The organism is Mycobacterium canetti CIPT 140010059 (genome assembly GCF_000253375.1).
GTDB classification, from domain to species: domain Bacteria; phylum Actinomycetota; class Actinomycetes; order Mycobacteriales; family Mycobacteriaceae; genus Mycobacterium; species Mycobacterium tuberculosis.
Genome location: NC_015848.1, coordinates 23,207 through 39,891 on the forward strand (window position 1 = coordinate 23,207; position 16,685 = coordinate 39,891).

The window sequence follows — 16,685 nt, forward strand, 5'->3', positions numbered from 1 at the left end:
CCAGCGCGGGTCACGGGCGCAACTCGATTGCAGTTTTGCCGATGCGAACCGGCGTTCCGATCGGAACTCGTACCGCAGTCGTCACCTTCGCCCTGTCCAGGTAAGTGCCGTTGGTCGATCCTAGATCTTCGACGTACCACTCGGAGCCGCGCATAGACAGCCGAGCGTGCCGCGTCGAGGCGTAGTCGTCGGTCAGCACCAGGGTCGAGTCGTCGGCGCGCCCGATCAACACCGGCTGTTCGCTCAGCGTGATACGCGCGCCAGTCAACGCACCTTCGGTCACCACCAGGTAGCGTGCAGCGTGCCGGCGCTGACGCGCGCCTAAGAGCGTCCCTCGCAGCGCCAGGCCGCGGCGCATCATGACCGCGCCGGTCGGCGCATAAATGTCGGTCTTCAAGATCCGTAGCACGGACCAGATGAATACCCACAACAACATCAAGAATCCGGCACGCGTCAGTTGCAGTACCAACCCCTGCATCTGGCGTCCTTTCCGTCCTGCACCGTCTGCTCCGGCCCCGCGCTGCCGAGCACGTCAGCAAAGTCACGATACTTTGACGGTGGTCGGCGCGGGTCAACCCCGGCAGCTTCGAGCCCAGTAGGTTCAGTGCATGCGGACGATGATCTCGGAGTGTCCCAAGCGGATCACATCACCGTCGGCCAACTGCCACTCTTGTACCGGTGCATTGTTAACAGTGGTGCCGTTGGTGGAGTTCAGGTCTGCGAGCAATGCGACCTGCCCGTCCCACCGGATCTCCAAGTGACGGCGTGACACACCGGTGTCGGGCAGCCGGAACTGGGCGTCCTGTCCGCGACCGATGATGTTGGAGCCCTCGCGGAGCTGGTAGGTGCGTCCGCTGCCGTCGTCGAGCTGCAGCGTAACCGACGTTCCGGCGGACCCATAGCCGCCCTGCCCGTAACCGCTGTAGCCACCGGGCGCTGGCTGACCGTAGTCCGGAGCGCCTGATTGGCCGTAGTCGTAGTCTCGGCCGGCGGGTTCGGCGTACCCGCCACCCTGAGGAGCGTATCCCGGGACCCGCGGGGATTCGGTGTAGCGGGTGTAGTCAGCGCCGCCGCCATAGTCTTGCCGGCCGTATGTCGTGGCGCCTTGCTGGTAGCCCTGGTCGTAACCGCCTTGGTCGGGGTAAGCCGGTCGTTGCTCGGGCGGGCCCGGAGGGCCAGAGGGCACATAGCTGCCCTCCTCGTGGCGAGCCGGGCCACGCCCGTACTCCCCGTACCCGCCGTAGCCGGGCTGGCCGCCACCGGGTGAAGGGCCGTAGCCGCCGCTTTGGCGATAGCCCTGGTCGTAGCCGGGAGCGCCGTAGCCGGCAGCCGGGCCGGGAGAAACAGGAGGGCGTTGCTCGTAGGGCGGCGGATAGCCCCCCTGCCCTTGGTCGGGGTAGCCTCGACCCTGGTCCTGGTACCCGCGCTGGTCGGGGTAGCCGCGTTGCTCGGGGTAACCGCCCTGGTCGGGGTACCCGATTTGCTCGGGGTAGTCGCCCTGGTCCGGGTGGCGCGGGCGTGGGTAGCCCGGCTGGGGCGGGTAGCCGCCCGTCTCGGGTGGATACCCCCCGCGGGGGTCAGGTCCGCCTTGCGGATCCGGGCCACCACGCGGATCCTCTTGCGGACGCGCATAGCGGTCGTCGTAATACTCGTCGGGACGCCCCTGCCCCTGACCGCCACGGTAGCTCGAATTGTCACTCATTGGTGCTACTCCTGGTTCTGCGCCAAACGCGTGGTTTGATTGTGGCCGGGCGCAATCGATGACCGGCGGGTGGGTCTCAACGTCGGGGTTAACAGTGCCGCGGGCGCGGAACTGGCCGGTATGCAGGTTCGACGACTGCTCGAATCGGACGACCACATCACCATACGTTTGCCACCCCTGTTCTTGGATATAGTCCGCCAAGTCCCGAGCAAAACCGGTTGACTTCAGCTCAGGATCAGCGCCCAACTTCTCAAAGTCGTGCACACCGAGGGTAATGATGTATTCGTTGGGCGCCAAAAGGCGATTTCCCTGCAGCGACTGGATGCCGTCGGCCGCCTCGCGGCGCAGCAGGGCTTCGACCTCTTGCGGGACGATCGAGCCTCCAAAGATGCGGGCAAACGCATCGCCAACCGTCTGCTCGAGTTTGCGCTCAACGCGCTGAACCAGCCTTTTCTGGCTACCCATCTTTCAGCGCTCGCCTCACTGTTCTGGTGCATCGTCGGCGCAAGGCAAACGACTCGCCTGTATGTCGTGTCAATCAATCATGGTATCGGGACAGTGTGAGCGAGCGGAAAGGGCCGGCCACGCCCACTGAGCCCGCCGGCGCCCCTGGCAGCGGATGGGGCCTGCGGCTACTACAGTGGTATGGTCCTCCGGTTGTTGCGGGCGAGTGGCGGAATGGCAGACGCGCTGGCTTCAGGTGCCAGTGTCCTTCGGGACGTGGGGGTTCAAGTCCCCCTTCGCCCACCGTACTGTGAGACGAGTCGTGACCGACATCGTCGTCGAAACGGCCGCCATGGGCGTGGTTGGAACGGCTAGCGCACGCCCACGGCCAGCCCAGGGCAACCCCGGTATCGACGTGACTATCGCCGGCGCTGTCCGGTTCAGCTCGGTCGCGGCCGCAGCCGGGTGGCGGGGCGCCTCGGTACCCTTTTACACGGCGCGCATCGCGGTCAGCGTCCTCGCCGCTTGTTGCGCCATACCGGTTATCACGTCGGCGGCTGGCAGGACGGCATTGACCAGGCCCGCGGCTTGACCGGCGGTGACATTGGCGATGCTGTAGTCACGCGCAGCAACGGCTCGCCAATATCTGGCCATGGCTTCTTCGCGATGGAGAATGTCGAGTTCAGTGTCCTCGAATTGGTCGGTGAGGGCGTTGCTTAGCACGCTCATCGTGTGTCCTTGCGGCCAGGGATAGCGCCGTAGCTGATCGTAGATAGTGGTGCGGCACATGTCGTCGCCAGTCGCCGCCAGCAGCCGGTCCCGCGCCTGCGGTGTGGATAACGCTTCGACCGTGGCGTAGAAGCGCGTACCGACCAATACCCCGGCGGCGCCCAACATCAACGCGGCGGCAAGGCCCCGGCCGTCGGCGATGCCCCCGGCGGCGATCACCGGGATATCAGTTCCCCGCGCGGTGACCAGGTCGACGATTTCGGGTACCAAGGTCAGGGTGGAACGTGGACCGTGGCCGTGCCCACCGGCCTCGGTGCCCTGAGCCACCAACACATCGGCGCCGACCTGCAGGGCTCGCTCGGCCTGGGTCCGGTTTTGGATCTGGCAGACCAACCGCGTTCCGGCGGACTTGATGGCGTCAGCGAAAACCGCGGGGTCCCCGAACGACAGCATCACCGCCACCGGCTCATACTGCAGCGCGAGGTCGAGCAGCTGCGGTTGGCGGGCCAAAGACCAGGTGATGAACCCGCAGCCCACCGGCGCTCCAGCGGCGAGATCGAACTGCCGGGCCAACCAATCCCGGTCCCCATAGCCGCCCCCGATGAGGCCGAGTCCCCCTGCGCCACTTACCGCGGCAGCCAGCTCACCGCCGGCGATCAAGTCCATTGGCGCGGACACTATCGGATAGTCGATTCCGAACATCTGGCTAAAGGCCGTCGATAGCACCACAACAACCTCCTTGGCGAGCGTCGTGATGACACGCAGATCCTGGCCGATGGTAGGTGATCAGGCGAGCCACTTCTTCGGCGAACTCGCGAGCCGAGCCTGATCACGCTGGGTTTGGCAACTGCCGGGCTTGCCGACCGGGCATCAAGCGGCCGGTTGTGGGCCAACCTGTGCGATCGGCAGGTGCACCACGACCCCGGGCACCGGGGTGACCTCGAGTCCTTCGTTGCGGGCCAGCAGAGCCGCATTGTCCGGGAGCTGCCTGGAATTGATCTCGCCGCCGGCAATCCGACGCAGCACGTCGTGGGCTGCCGCGAGCTGTTCGCGCTTTCGGTACTGGCCGCCGGGAAGCTTGATGCCGGCCCATACGCCGTACTCCACCCGATGCTCGACCGCGTGTTGAGCACACCGGCGCTGCTGTAGGAGCGGGCACCGGCGCAGGCATTGGATCCGCGCTTGGGTGGCCGACCGCTCATAGGCGCGTGCCTTAGCGGCGCCGTCGCTGCCGTCGTCATCGGGGTACCCGAACCATAGTTCCGGGTCGGTTGCGCAGGGGTGTGCCATGTGCCGGCCTCCTTGTTGAACGAAACGTAGGCAAAAGCGTATATGTCTGTGGCGGGCTCTGCAAGAGAATCGCGATAAAAACGTATATACATAAGGGGTGGCCGCGGCCGAGTCGTATCCGGGTAGTATCCGGCTTATGGCCGGAGCGTGCGGTGAGCCGTGAGTCGGCCGGCGCGGCCATTCGCGCACTTCGCGAGTCGCGTGACTGGTCCCTCGCGGACCTGGCGGCCGCCACTGGCGTAAGCACCATGGGCCTGAGCTATCTGGAGCGCGGTGCCCGCAAGCCACACAAAAGCACAGTTCAGAAGGTCGAAAATGGCCTCGGCCTGCCGCCTGGCACCTACTCGCGGCTGTTGGTCGCCGCTGATCCCGATGCGGAGCTGGCCCGACTGATCGCCGCACAGCCGTCCAACCCGACGGCTGTCCGCCGCGCCGGTGCGGTCGTGGTGGACCGCCACAGCGATACCGATGTGCTGGAGGGCTACGCCGAAGCACAGCTCGATGCCATCAAATCCGTCATCGACCGATTGCCTGCGACGACCTCAAACGAATATGAGACGTATATTCTCTCTGTGATCGCGCAATGTGTGAAGGCGGAGATGCTGGCCGCCAGTTCCTGGCGGGTGGCGGTGAACGCCGGCGCCGACTCGACCGGCCGGCTCATGGAGCATCTGCGGGCGCTGGAAGCCACGCGCGGCGCTCTCCTGGAGCGGATGCCGACAAGCTTGAGCGCCCGGTTCGATCGGGCATGTGCGCAGTCGTCGTTACCGGAGGCGGTCGTGGCCGCGCTAATCGGCGTCGGCGCCGACGATATGTGGGATATCCGCAATCGGGGCGTCATCCCTGCGGGCGCGCTCCCCCGCGTCCGAGCCTTCGTCGACGCAATCGAGGCAAGTCACGACGCGGATGAGGGGCAGCAGTGAATTACAGCGAGGTCGAGCTGTTGAGTCGCGCTCATCAACTGTTCGCCGGAGACAGTCGGCGACCGGGGTTGGATGCGGGCACCACACCCTACGGGGATCTGCTGTCTCGGGCTGCCGACCTGAATGTGGGTGCGGGCCAGCGCCGGTATCAACTCGCCGTGGACCACAGCCGGGCGGCCTTGCTGTCTGCTGCGCGAATCGATGCCGCGGCGGGGGTCGTCATCACCGGCGCTCAACGGGATCGGGCATGGGCCCGGCGGTCGACCGGAACCGTTCTCGACGAGGCTCGCTCGGATACCGCCGTTACTGCGGTTGCGCCGATGGCCCAGCGCGAAGCCATACGCCGTCGTGTGGCGCGGCTGCGTGCGCAACGAGCCCATGTGCTGACGGCGCGACGACGGGCACGACGGCACTTGGCGGCGCTGCGTGCGCTGCGGTACCGGGTGGCGCACTCCCCGGGGGTCGCGCTGGCCAAGCTTCGGCTGCCGTCGCCGAGCGGTCGCGCCGGCCTCGCGGTCCACGCCGCGCTGTCGCGACTTGGCCGTCCCTATGTCTGGGGCGCAACGGGGCCCAACCAGTTCGACTGTTCCGGTTTGGTCCAGTGGGCCTACGCCCAGGCGGGTGTTCACCTGGATCGCACCACCTATCAACAGATCAACGAGGGGATCCCGGTGCCGCGCTCACAGGTCCGGCCGGGCGATCTGGTCTTCCCGCACCCCGGGCACGTGCAGCTGGCGATCGGCAACAATCTGGTCGTCGAGGCGCCCCATGCGGGCGCGTCGGTTCGGGTCAGCTCGCTGGGCAACAACGTGCAGATTCGGCGACCGCTGAGTGGCAGATAATCGCCCAATCAGACGGGCAGGATGAGAAGGTTGAACCATGTCGGAGCAAGCCGGGTCTTTGGTAGCTGTCATCCAGGAGCGTCAGGCTTTGCTGGCAAGGCAACACGACGCCGTGGCCGAAGCCGACCGTGAGTTGGCCGACGTGCTAGCCAGCGCGCATGCGGCCATGCGGGAAAGCGTCCGTCGGCTGGATGCTATCGCGGCCGAACTCGACCGCGCGGTTCCGGATCAGGATCAGCTTGCCGTCGATACGCCCATGGGAGCGCGTGAGTTTCAAACGTTCCTGGTCGCCAAGCAGCGCGAGATCGTAGCGGTCGTCGCCGCCGCGCACGAGCTCGATCGCGCAAAAAGCGCTGTGCTAAAGCGCCTGCGGGCACAGTACACGGAACCGGCCCGTTAGCTGCGGACCGGATACGCGGGACCCGCAGGCGTTGGGTGAATTGTCGGCGACTACACACCTAGGTACTGTCACGCGGCATGGAAGCGCCGGGGACAGGGCCCGCAGTGGGTCGCAGTGGCGTTTGACGCGGCGATGTCCACGCACGAAGATCTCCTTGCCACGATCAGGTACGTCCGCGACCGAACCGGTGACCCGAACGCGTGGCAGACCGGGTTGACACCGACCGAGGTGACCGCGGTGGTCACGTCCACGACACGTTCCGAACAGCTCGATGCCATTTTGCGTAAGATCCGCCAGCGGCATTCGAACCTGTACTATCCAGCACTGCCCGATCGGGAACAAGGAGACGCCGCCCGTGCCATCGCGGATGCGGAAGCAGCTCTGGCACATCAGAATTCGGCTACCGCGCAGCTCGATCTGCAGGTCGTCTCGGCAATTCTGAACGCGCATCTGAAGACTGTCGAGGGTGGCGAATCGCTGCACGAGCTTCAGCAAGAGATCGAAGCCGCGGTACGCATTCGATCCGATCTGGACACTCCGGCCGGCGCGCGTGATTTCCAGCGTTTCTTGATCGGCAAGCTCAGGGATATCCGGGAGGTGGTTGCGACCGCGAGCCTGGACGCTGCGTCGAAATCCGCTCTGATGGCCGCCTGGACATCGCTGTATGACGCATCCAAGGGCGACCGTGGCGATGCCGATGACCGCGGACCGGCGTCGGTCGGCTCGGGCGGCGCGCCCGCACGTGGTGCCGGTCATCAGCCGGAGTTGCCGACAGGAGCCGAACCCGATTGCCTCCTCGACTCGCTGCTGCTCGAGGATCCGGGTTTGCTGGCCGATGACCTACAGGTGCCGGGCGGCACATCCGCGGCAATACCATCAGCGTCGTCGACGCCAAGCCTGCCCAATCTTGGCGGAGCAACGATGCCGGGTGGCGGAGCAACACCGGGCTTGGTCCCCGGTGTGAGCGCGCCGGGTGGGCTTCCGCTCTCCGGCCTGCTGCGCGGCGTGGGTGACGAACCGGAGTTGACGGGCTTCGACGAACGGGGACAAGAAGTCAGGGATCCGGCCGATTATGAGCGTTCCAACGAACCGGATGAGCGTCGCGCCGACGACCGAGAAGGCGCCGACGAGGACGCCGGGCTGGGCAAGTCAGAATCGCCACCGCAGGCTCCGACGACCGTGACGCTGCCCAACGGTGAGACGGTGACCGCGGCCAGTCCCCAGCTCGCCGCGGCGATCAAGGCGGCGGCCGGCGGCACACCGATCGCAGATGCGTTCCAACAACAGGGAATTGCCATCCCGCTACCGGGAACCGCGGTCGCCAACCCTGTCGACCCCGCCCGGATCTCAGCGGGAGACGTGGGTGTGTTCACCGATCGTCACGCCCTTGCCCTTGGCCCTAGCAAAGCTTTACTGGACGGCCAGATTCAACACATCTCGGCCGTGCGTGGGCCAAACTTTCTAGGCTGGATGCATCCAGCGGCGACCGCGACCGCGCCGGCGAGGACCGAAGGACCGACACCAACCAGGCCGGCGGCCGCTCGATAGGTACTGACCGCCCGGTCACAACAAGAGGAGAAAGCGGATGGCAGATCGAATTCACGTGCAGCCTGCACATTTACGTCAGGCCGCTGCCCATCACCAGCAGACCGCCGACTACCTGCGGACCGTGCCGTCGTCGCACGACGCGATCCGCGAAAGTCTGGACTCGCTGGGGCCGATTTTCAGTGAGCTCCGCGACACCGGGCGTGAGCTGCTCGAGCTCAGAAGGCAGTGCTACCAGCAGCAAGCCGACAACCACGCCGATATTGCCCAGAACCTGCGAACGTCGGCCGCGATGTGGGAGCAGCACGAGCGAGCGGCGTCGCGCAGCCTCGGCAACATCATTGACGGGAGCCGATGACAGGGCGATGACCGACGCCAATCCCGCTTTCGACACGGTCCACCCCAGCGGGCACATTCTTGTTCGGTCCTGCCGCGGTGGATACATGCATAGCGTCTCGCTGAGCGAGGCGGCGATGGAGACCGACGCAGAAACCCTGGCGGAAGCCATCCTGCTCACCGCCGACGTGTCCTGCCTTAAAGCGTTGCTGGAAGTACGCAACGAGATCGTGGCGGCGGGCCACACCCCGTCCGCTCAGGTTCCCACGACCGACGACCTGAACGTCGCGATCGAAAAGCTGCTGGCGCATCAACTGCGCCGCCGTAACCGTTGACGCGCTAGATGAGCCAGGTCTTGGTGCTGTCGGGATCGGGTGCGATGTCGGTGGGCGGCTCGATCGGATTGGGGCCGAACAATTCTCGCGCTCGAGTGAGCAGAGCCCGCACCTCGTCGAGTTGCTGCTGCAGCGCAGAATCAGCCATGACCCCACGCTACCCAGGCCCCGTCTGACACACAATTCACCACCCGCTCACCGCCTGCGCGGGCCAGATGATGCCGGTACGCTTACCCGGTGGCGATCTTCGGTCGATGGAGTGCGCGCCAGCGACTCCGGAGAGCGACCCGGGAATCCCTCACGATTCCGACGTTTAGCTCCTCGCTGGATTGCACCACACGGGTAATTGGCGGGCTTTGGCCCGCTGAGCTTTCGTCGAACACCGCCGAAACCGCCACGCTTGCAGAACATCTGAAAGCGGATCTGCATCGGATAGTTGGTTCTGCCAACGACGAGCTGATGGTCATCCGGCGTGCGGGGATGGCTGATTCGACGCGACGCGCAGAAGAAGACAGAGTGATCGACCGCGCCCGCGCGTCGGCGATGCGTCGCGTCGAGTCGGCGATGCGCGAGCTTCGGCAGATAACGGGGCGCGTTCCCGTGGAAATTCCGCGTATGCGCGGTGCCGGCGGCTCGGATCTGGACACGACACGACTCATGCCGGCCGTCACGGTGGTTCAGCCCGCTGACCAGGCCTGTACGGATTGGCCGGTTGCCGCCGCCGAGGATGACGAAGCCCGACTGCAGCGCCTCCTGGCGTTCGTGGCTCGTCAGGAGCCACGGCTGAACTGGGCGGTCGGCGTTCACGCGGACGGCACGACGGTCCTGGTCACCGACGTTGCCCATGGTTGGATACCTCCGGGCGTCGCCCTTCCCGAAGGCGTGCGATTGTTGGCACCGGCGCGACGCGCCGGCAGAGCCCCCGAGTTGGTCGGTATCACGACGTGTTGCAAGACGTACACCCCCGGTGACTCGCTGGGTCGGGTGGTCGATTCGACCGCGCCGACGTCCTCGGTGCAGCCGCGAGCGTTGCCAGCGATCGCCGGCCTGAGTGTGGAGCTGGGCATAGCGACCCAGCGGCGCGACGGCTTGCCGCGGATCGTGCACGCCCTGGCCACGGCGGCCGGCAACGGCGCCGCCGCCGAGGAAGTCGACCTGTTGCGGGTGCACGTCGATACCGCGCTCCACCACGTCTTGGCCCAGTATCCCCGGGTCGATCCGGCGTTACTGCTCAACTGTATGTTGTTGGCTGCCACCGAGGGCAGCGTCACGGGAGACCCGGTCGCGGCGAACTATCACTTCGCGTGGTTCCGGGAACTCGGTTCACGCCGATAGCTTTCTCGAATCCCCACGGCAAGCGTCCGGCGATGAATTGACGCTGGTGGGGGGCGTGGACATACTGTCATGGTGTCGGGGTCGGACAGTCGCAGCGAACCGAGCCAGCTGAGCGACCGAGACCTCGTCGAATCGGTTCTTCGTGACTTGAGCGAGGCGGCCGACAAGTGGGAGGCGCTTGTCACGCAGGCTGAAACTGTTACCTACAGCGTGGACTTGGGAGACGTTCGCGCTGTTGCCAATTCGGACGGGCGGTTGCTCGAGCTGACGTTGCATCCGGGCGTGATGACCGGCTACGCGCACGGGGAGCTGGCCGACCGAGTGAACCTGGCGATTACGGCCCTGCGCGACGAGGTTGAGGCCGAGAACCGGGCCCGGTACGGCGGCCGCCTGCAGTGACATCGGTATCTGCGAGGATCAAGCCCATTTGCTGGCAAGGCATTTCGGCGCGGGGCGCAAGGCCCACAGCCGGGCCGTGGCCACCCTGAAAGCCGATATCCAAGCCTGGCACCCGGCTGGCATCCAGACCCCGAAGCCGCGATGCGAATCGGATGTGTTTGCGCGAATCGGTCACACGAGCCACCCATCAACTCGGAAGAGCCGGGTGGGGCCGGGAGCATCCGAGGCACCGCTTGCCTGACATAACAGCGTAACCGCCCCGGCATTGTCGCTGTGATGGACATGCCCCAGCCATTTGTCGGCTAGCTATACAGCGAACGTCAATTTTTCGTGAATCAGTCGGAGGCTATTGATAATTCACGGCGGCACGTCCTACTCTTAGCGTCGCTATGCGACCCAATGCGCGTGCGATGTTGCGTTTGGTGCATTGTGGTGCCGGTGCTGGTGGGCCGGCGATAACGTCGAAAGGTGCGGTATTGGGTGATCGTGTCGGCGCGTTGTCACTGTGCCGATCGGCGGAGCGCTGAGTCGATTCGACTTTGCACCCCGTGACTTTGTTCCCACCGCCACCTTCGGTGGTGGATGCGCTTTCAGGTCAACCAAGATGGCTAGCTGTTTTCGATCGGTGTGTTTGCTTAGGGGGTGAATGTGGATACGGACAATGACAGGCCCACGCTGGCGAGGGTTTACCGCAGCTTGCGGGACATTTGTCCGGACAGCTGGAATCTTCCGGGCGGTCGGATGCCCACTGGCTTGGGCTATGACTTTCTGCGCCCTGTCGAGGAGTCGGGGATCAACGACCTGAAGCACTATTACTTCATGGCGGATTTGGCCGATGGGCACCCGCTAGGCCGGGCAAACCTCTATAGCGTCTGTTTCGACCTGGCCACCACCGACCGCAAGCTCACTCCGGCCTGGCGAACGACCATCAAACGGTGGTTTCCGGGGTTTATGACGTTCCGTTTCCTCGAGTGCGGGTTGCTCACCATGGTGAGCAACCCGCTGGCGTTGCGGTCCGACACCGACTTGGAGCGGGTATTGCCTGTGCTGGCCGGCCAGATGGACCAGTTGGCGCATGACGACGGGTCGGATTTCTTGATGATCCGGGACGTGGACCCGGAACACTACCAGCGATACCTTGACATCCTGCGCCCGTTGGGCTTTCGGCCTGCGCTGGGCTTTTCCCGGGTAGACACGACCATCAGCTGGTCGAGCGTGGAAGAGGCACTGGGCTGCCTGTCTCACAAAAGGCGCCTGCCGTTGAAGACGTCGCTGGAGTTTCGTGAGCGGTTCGGTATCGAGGTCGAGGAACTCGACGAGTATGCCGAGCATGCGCCGGTATTGGCCCGGCTTTGGCGCAACGTCAAGACGGAGGCAAAGGATTACCAGCGCGAGGACCTGAACCCTGAGTTCTTCGCGGCGTGTTCTCGGCATCTGCGTGGACGTAGCAGACTGTGGTTGTTCCGCTACCAGGGCACGCCAATTGCCTTCTTTTTGAACGTTTGGGGTGCGGATGAGAACTACATACTGCTTGAGTGGGGCATCGATCGTGATTTTGAACATTATAGGAAGGCGAATCTGTACCGGGCGGCGCTGATGCTCAGCCTAAAAGATGCGATCAGCCGAGATAAACGGCGAATGGAAATGGGTATTACGAACTATTTCACAAAACTTCGCATTCCGGGTGCCCGAGTCATACCGACCATCTATTTCCTGCGTCACAGCACGGATCCGGTGCATACGGCAACGTTAGCGCGAATGATGATGCACAATATTCAACGGCCAACGCTACCCGACGATATGTCGGAGGAATTCTGTCGCTGGGAAGAGCGAATACGTCTGGACCAGGACGGGCTGCCCGAACACGATATCTTTCGCAAGATCGATCGTCAGCACAAATACACGGGGCTCAAACTCGGCGGAGTCTACGGTTTTTATCCCCGATTCACCGGACCGCAGCGATCCACGGTCAAGGCCGCGGAGCTGGGCGAGATCGTGTTGCTGGGCACGAACTCGTATCTGGGCCTGGCCACCCATCCAGAGGTGGTGGAGGCCTCGGCGGAGGCCACGCGACGGTACGGCACCGGCTGCTCGGGTTCGCCGTTGCTGAACGGCACGTTGGACTTGCACGTCTCGCTTGAGCAGGAACTAGCCTGTTTTTTGGGCAAACCCGCCGCCGTGTTGTGCTCCACCGGATATCAGAGCAACCTGGCGGCGATCAGCGCGCTATGCGAATCCGGGGACATGATCATCCAAGACGCGCTGAACCACCGCAGCCTGTTCGACGCCGCCAGGTTGTCCGGGGCCGACTTCACCTTGTACCGGCACAACGACATGGACCACCTGGCGCGGGTGCTACGCCGCACCGAGGGGCGCCGCCGGATCATCGTCGTGGACGCGGTGTTCAGCATGGAAGGCACCGTCGCCGACCTGGCCACCATCGCCGAGCTTGCCGACCGGCACGGCTGCCGGGTCTATGTGGACGAGTCCCATGCGCTGGGCGTGCTGGGCCCCGACGGGCGAGGAGCTTCGGCCGCGTTGGGTGTCTTGGCGCGCATGGACGTGGTGATGGGCACGTTCAGCAAATCCTTTGCCTCCGTCGGCGGGTTCATCGCCGGGGATCGGCCCGTCGTGGACTACATCCGGCACAACGGTTCAGGTCATGTGTTTTCCGCCAGCCTGCCGCCGGCCGCCGCGGCTGCCACCCACGCGGCTCTGCGCGTCAGTCGGCGTGAACCCGACCGGCGGGCTCGGGTGCTGGCCGCGGCCGAGTACATGGCCACCGGCCTGGCACGGCAGGGCTATCAGGCCGAGTATCACGGCACCGCGATCGTGCCGGTGATTCTGGGCAACCCGACCGTGGCGCATGCGGGCTATCTGCGGCTGATGCGCTCCGGGGTGTATGTGAACCCGGTGGCCCCCCCAGCCGTGCCGGAGGAGCGTTCGGGATTCCGCACCAGCTACCTAGCCGACCACCGACAATCCGACCTCGACCGGGCCTTGCACGTGTTTGGCGGCCTTGCCGAGGACCTGACCCCGCAAGGAGCCGCGCTATGAAAGAGGCCATCAACGCCACCATCCAACGGATCTTGCGAACCGACCGCGGCATCACCGCGAACCAGGTACTCGTCGACGACCTGGGTTTTGACTCGCTCAAGCTGTTCCAGTTGATCACCGAGCTAGAAGACGAATTCGACATCGCCATCTCTTTCCGCGACGCACAGAACATCAAAACAGTGGGAGACGTCTACACCAGCGTCGCGGTCTGGTTCCCCGAAACCGCCAAGCCGGCCCCACTTGGGAAAGGAACAGCATGACCGACGACGCCGATCTTGATCTGGTCCGAAGAACTTTCGCCGCGTTTGCCCGCGGCGACCTCGCCGAGCTGACGCAATGCTTTGCGCCCGACGTGGAGCAGTTTGTCCCGGGCAAGCACGCCCTGGCTGGGGTGTTCCGCGGCGTGGACAACGTGGTTGCGTGCCTCGGCGACACCGCGGCCGCCGCCGACGGCACCATGACGGTGACGCTTGAAGACGTGTTAAGCAACACCGATGGCCAGGTGATCGCCGTGTATCGATTGCGGGCCAGCAGGGCCGGGAAGGTCCTCGACCAGCGCGAGGCGATCCTGGTTACCGTCGCCGGTGGTCGGATCACCCGACTTAGCGAGTTTTACGCCGACCCGGCGGCGACCGAAAGCTTCTGGGCATGACGGCGGCCTTGCTTTCACCAGCCATCGCCTGGCAGCAGATCTCGGCTTGCACGGACCGCACGCTGACGATCACTTGCGAGCATTCCGAGGTAATCAGCTATCAGGACCTCATCGCGCGCGCGGCGGCATGCATCCCCCCGCTACGGCGTCTTGACCTCAAACGCGGTGAACCCGTGCTGATCACCGCCCACACCAACCTGGAATTCCTGTCCTGCTTTTTGGGCCTCATGCTCCATGGCGCTGTGCCGGTACCCATCCCGCCGCGGGAGGCACTGAAGACCACCGAGCGTTTCATGACTCGGCTCGGCCCACTGCTGCGCCATCACCGCGTGCTGATCTGCACACCGGCCGAACACGACGAGATACGCGCTGCCGCCAGCACCGACTGCCAGATCAGCAGATTTACTGCCCTAGCCGAGGCTGGCGACGAGCAGTTCGGCCGCGCCACGGCCCAGCAACTCGCCGACACCGCCACCGCCGACTGGCCGCTATGCACCCTCGACGACGACGCCTACGTCCAATACACCTCTGGCAGCACCGCAGCACCACGCGGAGTGGTCATCACCTACCGCAACCTGCTGTCCAACATGCGCGCAATGGCCGTGGGCTCACAATTCCAGCACGGCGATGTCATGGGCAGCTGGCTGCCCTTGCACCATGACATGGGGCTGGTGGGCAGCCTATTCGCCGCACTCTTCAACAGTGTCAGCGCGGTATTCACCACGCCACACCGGTTTCTGTATGACCCGTTGGGATTCCTCAGACTGCTCACCAGCTCCGGGGCTACCCACACGTTCATGCCTAACTTCGCTCTGGAGTGGCTGATCAACGCCTACCACAGGCGCGGCGCCGACATCGAAGGCATCGACCTACACAAAATGCGCCGCTTGATCATCGCCTCCGAACCCGTCCATGCCGAGGGCATGCGGAGATTCGCCGCCACCTTCGCCGGCGTCGGACTTGCCCCCACGGCCCTGGGTTCGGGCTATGGCCTGGCCGAAGCGACCGTCGCCGTGTCGATGTCAGCGCCCAACACGGGATTCCGCACCGAAACCCACGCCGCCGCGGAGGTCGTCACCGGCGGCCGAGTGCTGCCTGGCTACGAGGTGCGCATTGACGCCGCACCAGGTGCCCGGGCCGGAACGATCAAACTGCGCGGCGACAGCGTGGCCGCCAAAGCCTATGTGGGCGGGAAGAAGCTGGACGCGCTCGACGAGGAAGGCTTCTGCGACACCCACGACTTGGGTTTTCTTGTAGACGACGAAATCGTCATCCTTGGCCGGCAGGACGAGGTGTTCATTGTTTACGGAGAAAACAGATTCCCCTACGACATCGAGTTCATCATTCGCAGGGAATCCGAGCAGCACCGGACCAAAGTCGCATGTTTCGGGGTCAACGAACGCGTCGTGGTTGTGTTGGAAAGCCAATTGGACAGCATCATCGACGAGGCCGAAGCCGACCGACTGAGATGTCAAGTCGTTGCCGCGACTGGGCTGCAGTTGGATGAACTGATCACGGTTCGGCGCGGCGCGATTCCCACCACCACCAGCGGCAAGCTCAAACGACGCGCCGTCGCGCAGGCTTATCGAGACGGCACACTGCCCCGTCTTGCCACCCACGCGTGGACGGCGGATCCCGATAGCGCTCCCAAAACGACCCGGTCCAGCCTGGAAGGCGCCCACTGATCTTCCACTGACGTCTCATCAAACCCCCGGGGCGCTCGCGCGCTGGGCGCGCTCATCGACCGGGGCTTGGGTTGATTGGGCCCCGGCTCTCTTCGCGCGCTGGGCGCGCTCATCGACCGGGGCTTGCGTTGATTGGCCCCGGCTCTCTTCGCGCGCTGGGCGCGCTCATCGACCGCGGCTTGGGTTGATTGGCCCCGGCTCTCTTCGCGCGCTGGGCGCGCTCATCGACCGCGGCCGGGTGGCCCGGCGAAAGCTTGGGCGATCGTCAGCCAGCGTTGTGCGTCCTCCCCTACTGCGTTGACGTCAAGAGTGCTCAGCGCGCGCCGCTGGGTGACCAGGAAGCAGAAGTCCTCGGCGGACCCGGTGACCCGCTGGGCCGCATCGGATGGCCCCCAAGACCAAGTGTCGCCGCTCGGTCCCCGCAGCTCGACCAGGAACGGCTCGGCCGGAGGGGTTAGGTTGTTGACGATGAACGCGTAGTCGCGGGTGCGGACACCGAGATGCGCAATAGACCGCAGTCGCTGGGTGGCGGGCCGGATGACGCCCAGGGCGTCGGCGACGTCCAGTCCATGTGCCCAGGTCTCCATCAACCGCGCTGTTGCCATCGACGCCGCGCTCATCGGTGGCCCGAACCAGGCCAATTTGCGGCCATCGGGAACCGCCAGCAGTTCCTCGTGCAGCCGCCCCCGAGTGACCCGCCAGTCTGTGAGCAGTTCGGCAGGTGAAACGGCCGCCAGTTCTGTCGCGGCGTCGTCGACGAAGCCGGCCGGATTGGCCGCGGCGGCGGTCATCAGCTCGGCGAACCCGGCCTCGTCGGTGACCGCCGTCAGCGCCACTCGATCGGTCCACAGCAGGTGGCCGATCTGGTGTGCGATGGTCCAACCCGGCGCAGGTGTCGGATCGGCCCAGCGATCCGCTGGCAGGTGCGCCACCAGCGCGTCGAGGTCGTCGCTTTCGGCACGCAGGTCTGCCACGAACGGCCCAGGATCCGCCATCACCACCTCCTGAGGT

General features: G+C 65.0%; 18 protein-coding genes, 1 tRNA gene and 1 pseudogene. 14 read left to right on the top strand and 6 right to left on the bottom strand.

Going from position 1 to position 16,685, the window contains the following annotated elements; genetic code table 11:
* Positions 1-10 precede the first annotated feature (10 nt).
* Both MCAN_RS00110 and fhaA read right to left on the bottom strand, forming a co-directional pair.
* The gene (locus tag MCAN_RS00110) at positions 11-478 is read right to left on the bottom strand and encodes an FHA domain-containing protein FhaB/FipA (protein ID WP_003400373.1); all 468 of its coding nucleotides are present in this window, start codon (positions 476-478) and stop codon (positions 11-13) included.
* 123 nt (positions 479-601) lie between these two features.
* Entirely contained in the window at positions 602-2,167 is a 1,566-nt protein-coding gene (gene fhaA, locus MCAN_RS00115) for a cell division-associated protein FhaA (protein WP_013999997.1), read from the bottom strand.
* Between the two features lie 199 nt (positions 2,168-2,366).
* On the opposite strand from fhaA, the gene MCAN_RS00120 reads away from it, so the two are divergent.
* A tRNA-Leu gene (locus MCAN_RS00120) sits at positions 2,367-2,449 on the top strand.
* Positions 2,450-2,635: 186 nt separating this feature from the next.
* On the opposite strand, the gene MCAN_RS00125 is transcribed toward MCAN_RS00120, so the two are convergent.
* A complete protein-coding gene (locus MCAN_RS00125; protein WP_013999998.1) occupies positions 2,636-3,604 on the bottom strand; it encodes an NAD(P)H-dependent flavin oxidoreductase in 969 nt (322 codons plus the stop codon).
* Positions 3,605-3,745: 141 nt separating this feature from the next.
* Complete coding sequence (gene whiB5, locus MCAN_RS00130) at positions 3,746-4,165, bottom strand: transcriptional regulator WhiB5 (protein ID WP_003400388.1); 420 nt, start codon at positions 4,163-4,165, stop codon at positions 3,746-3,748.
* Between the two features lie 152 nt (positions 4,166-4,317).
* Here whiB5 and MCAN_RS00135 point away from each other — a divergent pair, with 152 nt between their 5' ends.
* The 6 genes from MCAN_RS00135 to MCAN_RS00160 all read left to right on the top strand — a co-directional run bounded on the left by MCAN_RS00135 (position 4,318) and on the right by MCAN_RS00160 (position 8,546).
* Positions 4,318-5,088, top strand: coding sequence for a helix-turn-helix domain-containing protein (locus tag MCAN_RS00135; protein ID WP_013999999.1), 771 nt, complete (start codon positions 4,318-4,320; stop codon positions 5,086-5,088).
* A complete protein-coding gene (locus MCAN_RS00140; protein ID WP_014000000.1) occupies positions 5,085-5,930 on the top strand; it encodes a C40 family peptidase in 846 nt (281 codons plus the stop codon). The genes MCAN_RS00135 and MCAN_RS00140 overlap by 4 nt, the downstream gene beginning before the upstream one ends.
* A 37-nt stretch (positions 5,931-5,967) precedes the next feature.
* The gene (locus MCAN_RS00145) at positions 5,968-6,330 is read left to right on the top strand and encodes a DUF4226 domain-containing protein (RefSeq protein WP_014000001.1); all 363 of its coding nucleotides are present in this window, start codon (positions 5,968-5,970) and stop codon (positions 6,328-6,330) included.
* A 132-nt stretch (positions 6,331-6,462) separates the two neighbouring features.
* Positions 6,463-7,878, top strand: a complete 1,416-nt coding sequence (locus tag MCAN_RS00150; protein ID WP_015287743.1) for a DUF4226 domain-containing protein — start codon at positions 6,463-6,465, stop codon at positions 7,876-7,878.
* Positions 7,879-7,915: 37 nt separating this feature from the next.
* On the top strand, positions 7,916-8,233 hold the full coding sequence (locus MCAN_RS00155; protein WP_014000003.1) for an ESX-1 secretion-associated protein: 318 nt from the start codon (positions 7,916-7,918) through the stop codon (positions 8,231-8,233).
* 7 nt (positions 8,234-8,240) lie between these two features.
* Positions 8,241-8,546, top strand: a complete 306-nt coding sequence (locus tag MCAN_RS00160) for a DUF2694 domain-containing protein (RefSeq protein WP_003400405.1) — start codon at positions 8,241-8,243, stop codon at positions 8,544-8,546.
* A 4-nt stretch (positions 8,547-8,550) separates the two neighbouring features.
* Here the strand turns inward: MCAN_RS00160 and MCAN_RS22885 are convergent, their stop codons facing one another.
* Complete coding sequence (locus tag MCAN_RS22885) at positions 8,551-8,694, bottom strand: hypothetical protein (RefSeq protein ID WP_003400408.1); 144 nt, start codon at positions 8,692-8,694, stop codon at positions 8,551-8,553.
* An 89-nt stretch (positions 8,695-8,783) separates the two neighbouring features.
* On the opposite strand from MCAN_RS22885, the gene MCAN_RS00165 reads away from it, so the two are divergent.
* From MCAN_RS00165 to fadD34, 7 genes and pseudogenes are all read left to right on the top strand, one after another.
* Positions 8,784-9,881 carry a DUF5631 domain-containing protein gene (locus tag MCAN_RS00165; protein ID WP_014000004.1) on the top strand — a complete coding sequence of 366 codons (1,098 nt, stop codon included), beginning with the start codon at positions 8,784-8,786 and terminating at the stop codon, positions 9,879-9,881.
* 69 nt (positions 9,882-9,950) lie between these two features.
* Positions 9,951-10,280: a DUF2710 domain-containing protein gene (locus MCAN_RS00170; RefSeq protein WP_003400413.1), complete on the top strand. Its 330-nt coding sequence runs from the start codon at positions 9,951-9,953 to the stop codon at positions 10,278-10,280.
* Positions 10,281-10,293: 13 nt separating this feature from the next.
* Positions 10,294-10,419, top strand: a pseudogene (locus MCAN_RS24010) (hypothetical protein); the annotation flags it as partial.
* A gap of 602 nt (positions 10,420-11,021) precedes the next feature.
* The gene (locus tag MCAN_RS00180) at positions 11,022-13,337 is read left to right on the top strand and encodes an aminotransferase class I/II-fold pyridoxal phosphate-dependent enzyme (protein WP_014000005.1); all 2,316 of its coding nucleotides are present in this window, start codon (positions 11,022-11,024) and stop codon (positions 13,335-13,337) included.
* Complete coding sequence (locus MCAN_RS00185; RefSeq protein ID WP_003400418.1) at positions 13,334-13,597, top strand: acyl carrier protein; 264 nt, start codon at positions 13,334-13,336, stop codon at positions 13,595-13,597. The genes MCAN_RS00180 and MCAN_RS00185 overlap by 4 nt, the downstream gene beginning before the upstream one ends.
* Entirely contained in the window at positions 13,594-13,989 is a 396-nt protein-coding gene (locus tag MCAN_RS00190; RefSeq protein ID WP_003400421.1) for a nuclear transport factor 2 family protein, read from the top strand. Before MCAN_RS00185 ends, MCAN_RS00190 begins: the two co-directional genes overlap by 4 nt.
* On the top strand, positions 13,986-15,674 hold the full coding sequence (fadD34, locus tag MCAN_RS00195) for a fatty acyl-AMP ligase FadD34 (RefSeq protein ID WP_014000006.1): 1,689 nt from the start codon (positions 13,986-13,988) through the stop codon (positions 15,672-15,674). The genes MCAN_RS00190 and fadD34 overlap by 4 nt, the downstream gene beginning before the upstream one ends.
* A 221-nt stretch (positions 15,675-15,895) precedes the next feature.
* On the opposite strand, the gene MCAN_RS00200 is transcribed toward fadD34, so the two are convergent.
* Positions 15,896-16,669: a TIGR03084 family metal-binding protein gene (locus tag MCAN_RS00200; protein ID WP_003400427.1), complete on the bottom strand. Its 774-nt coding sequence runs from the start codon at positions 16,667-16,669 to the stop codon at positions 15,896-15,898.
* Positions 16,670-16,685 lie beyond the last annotated feature (16 nt).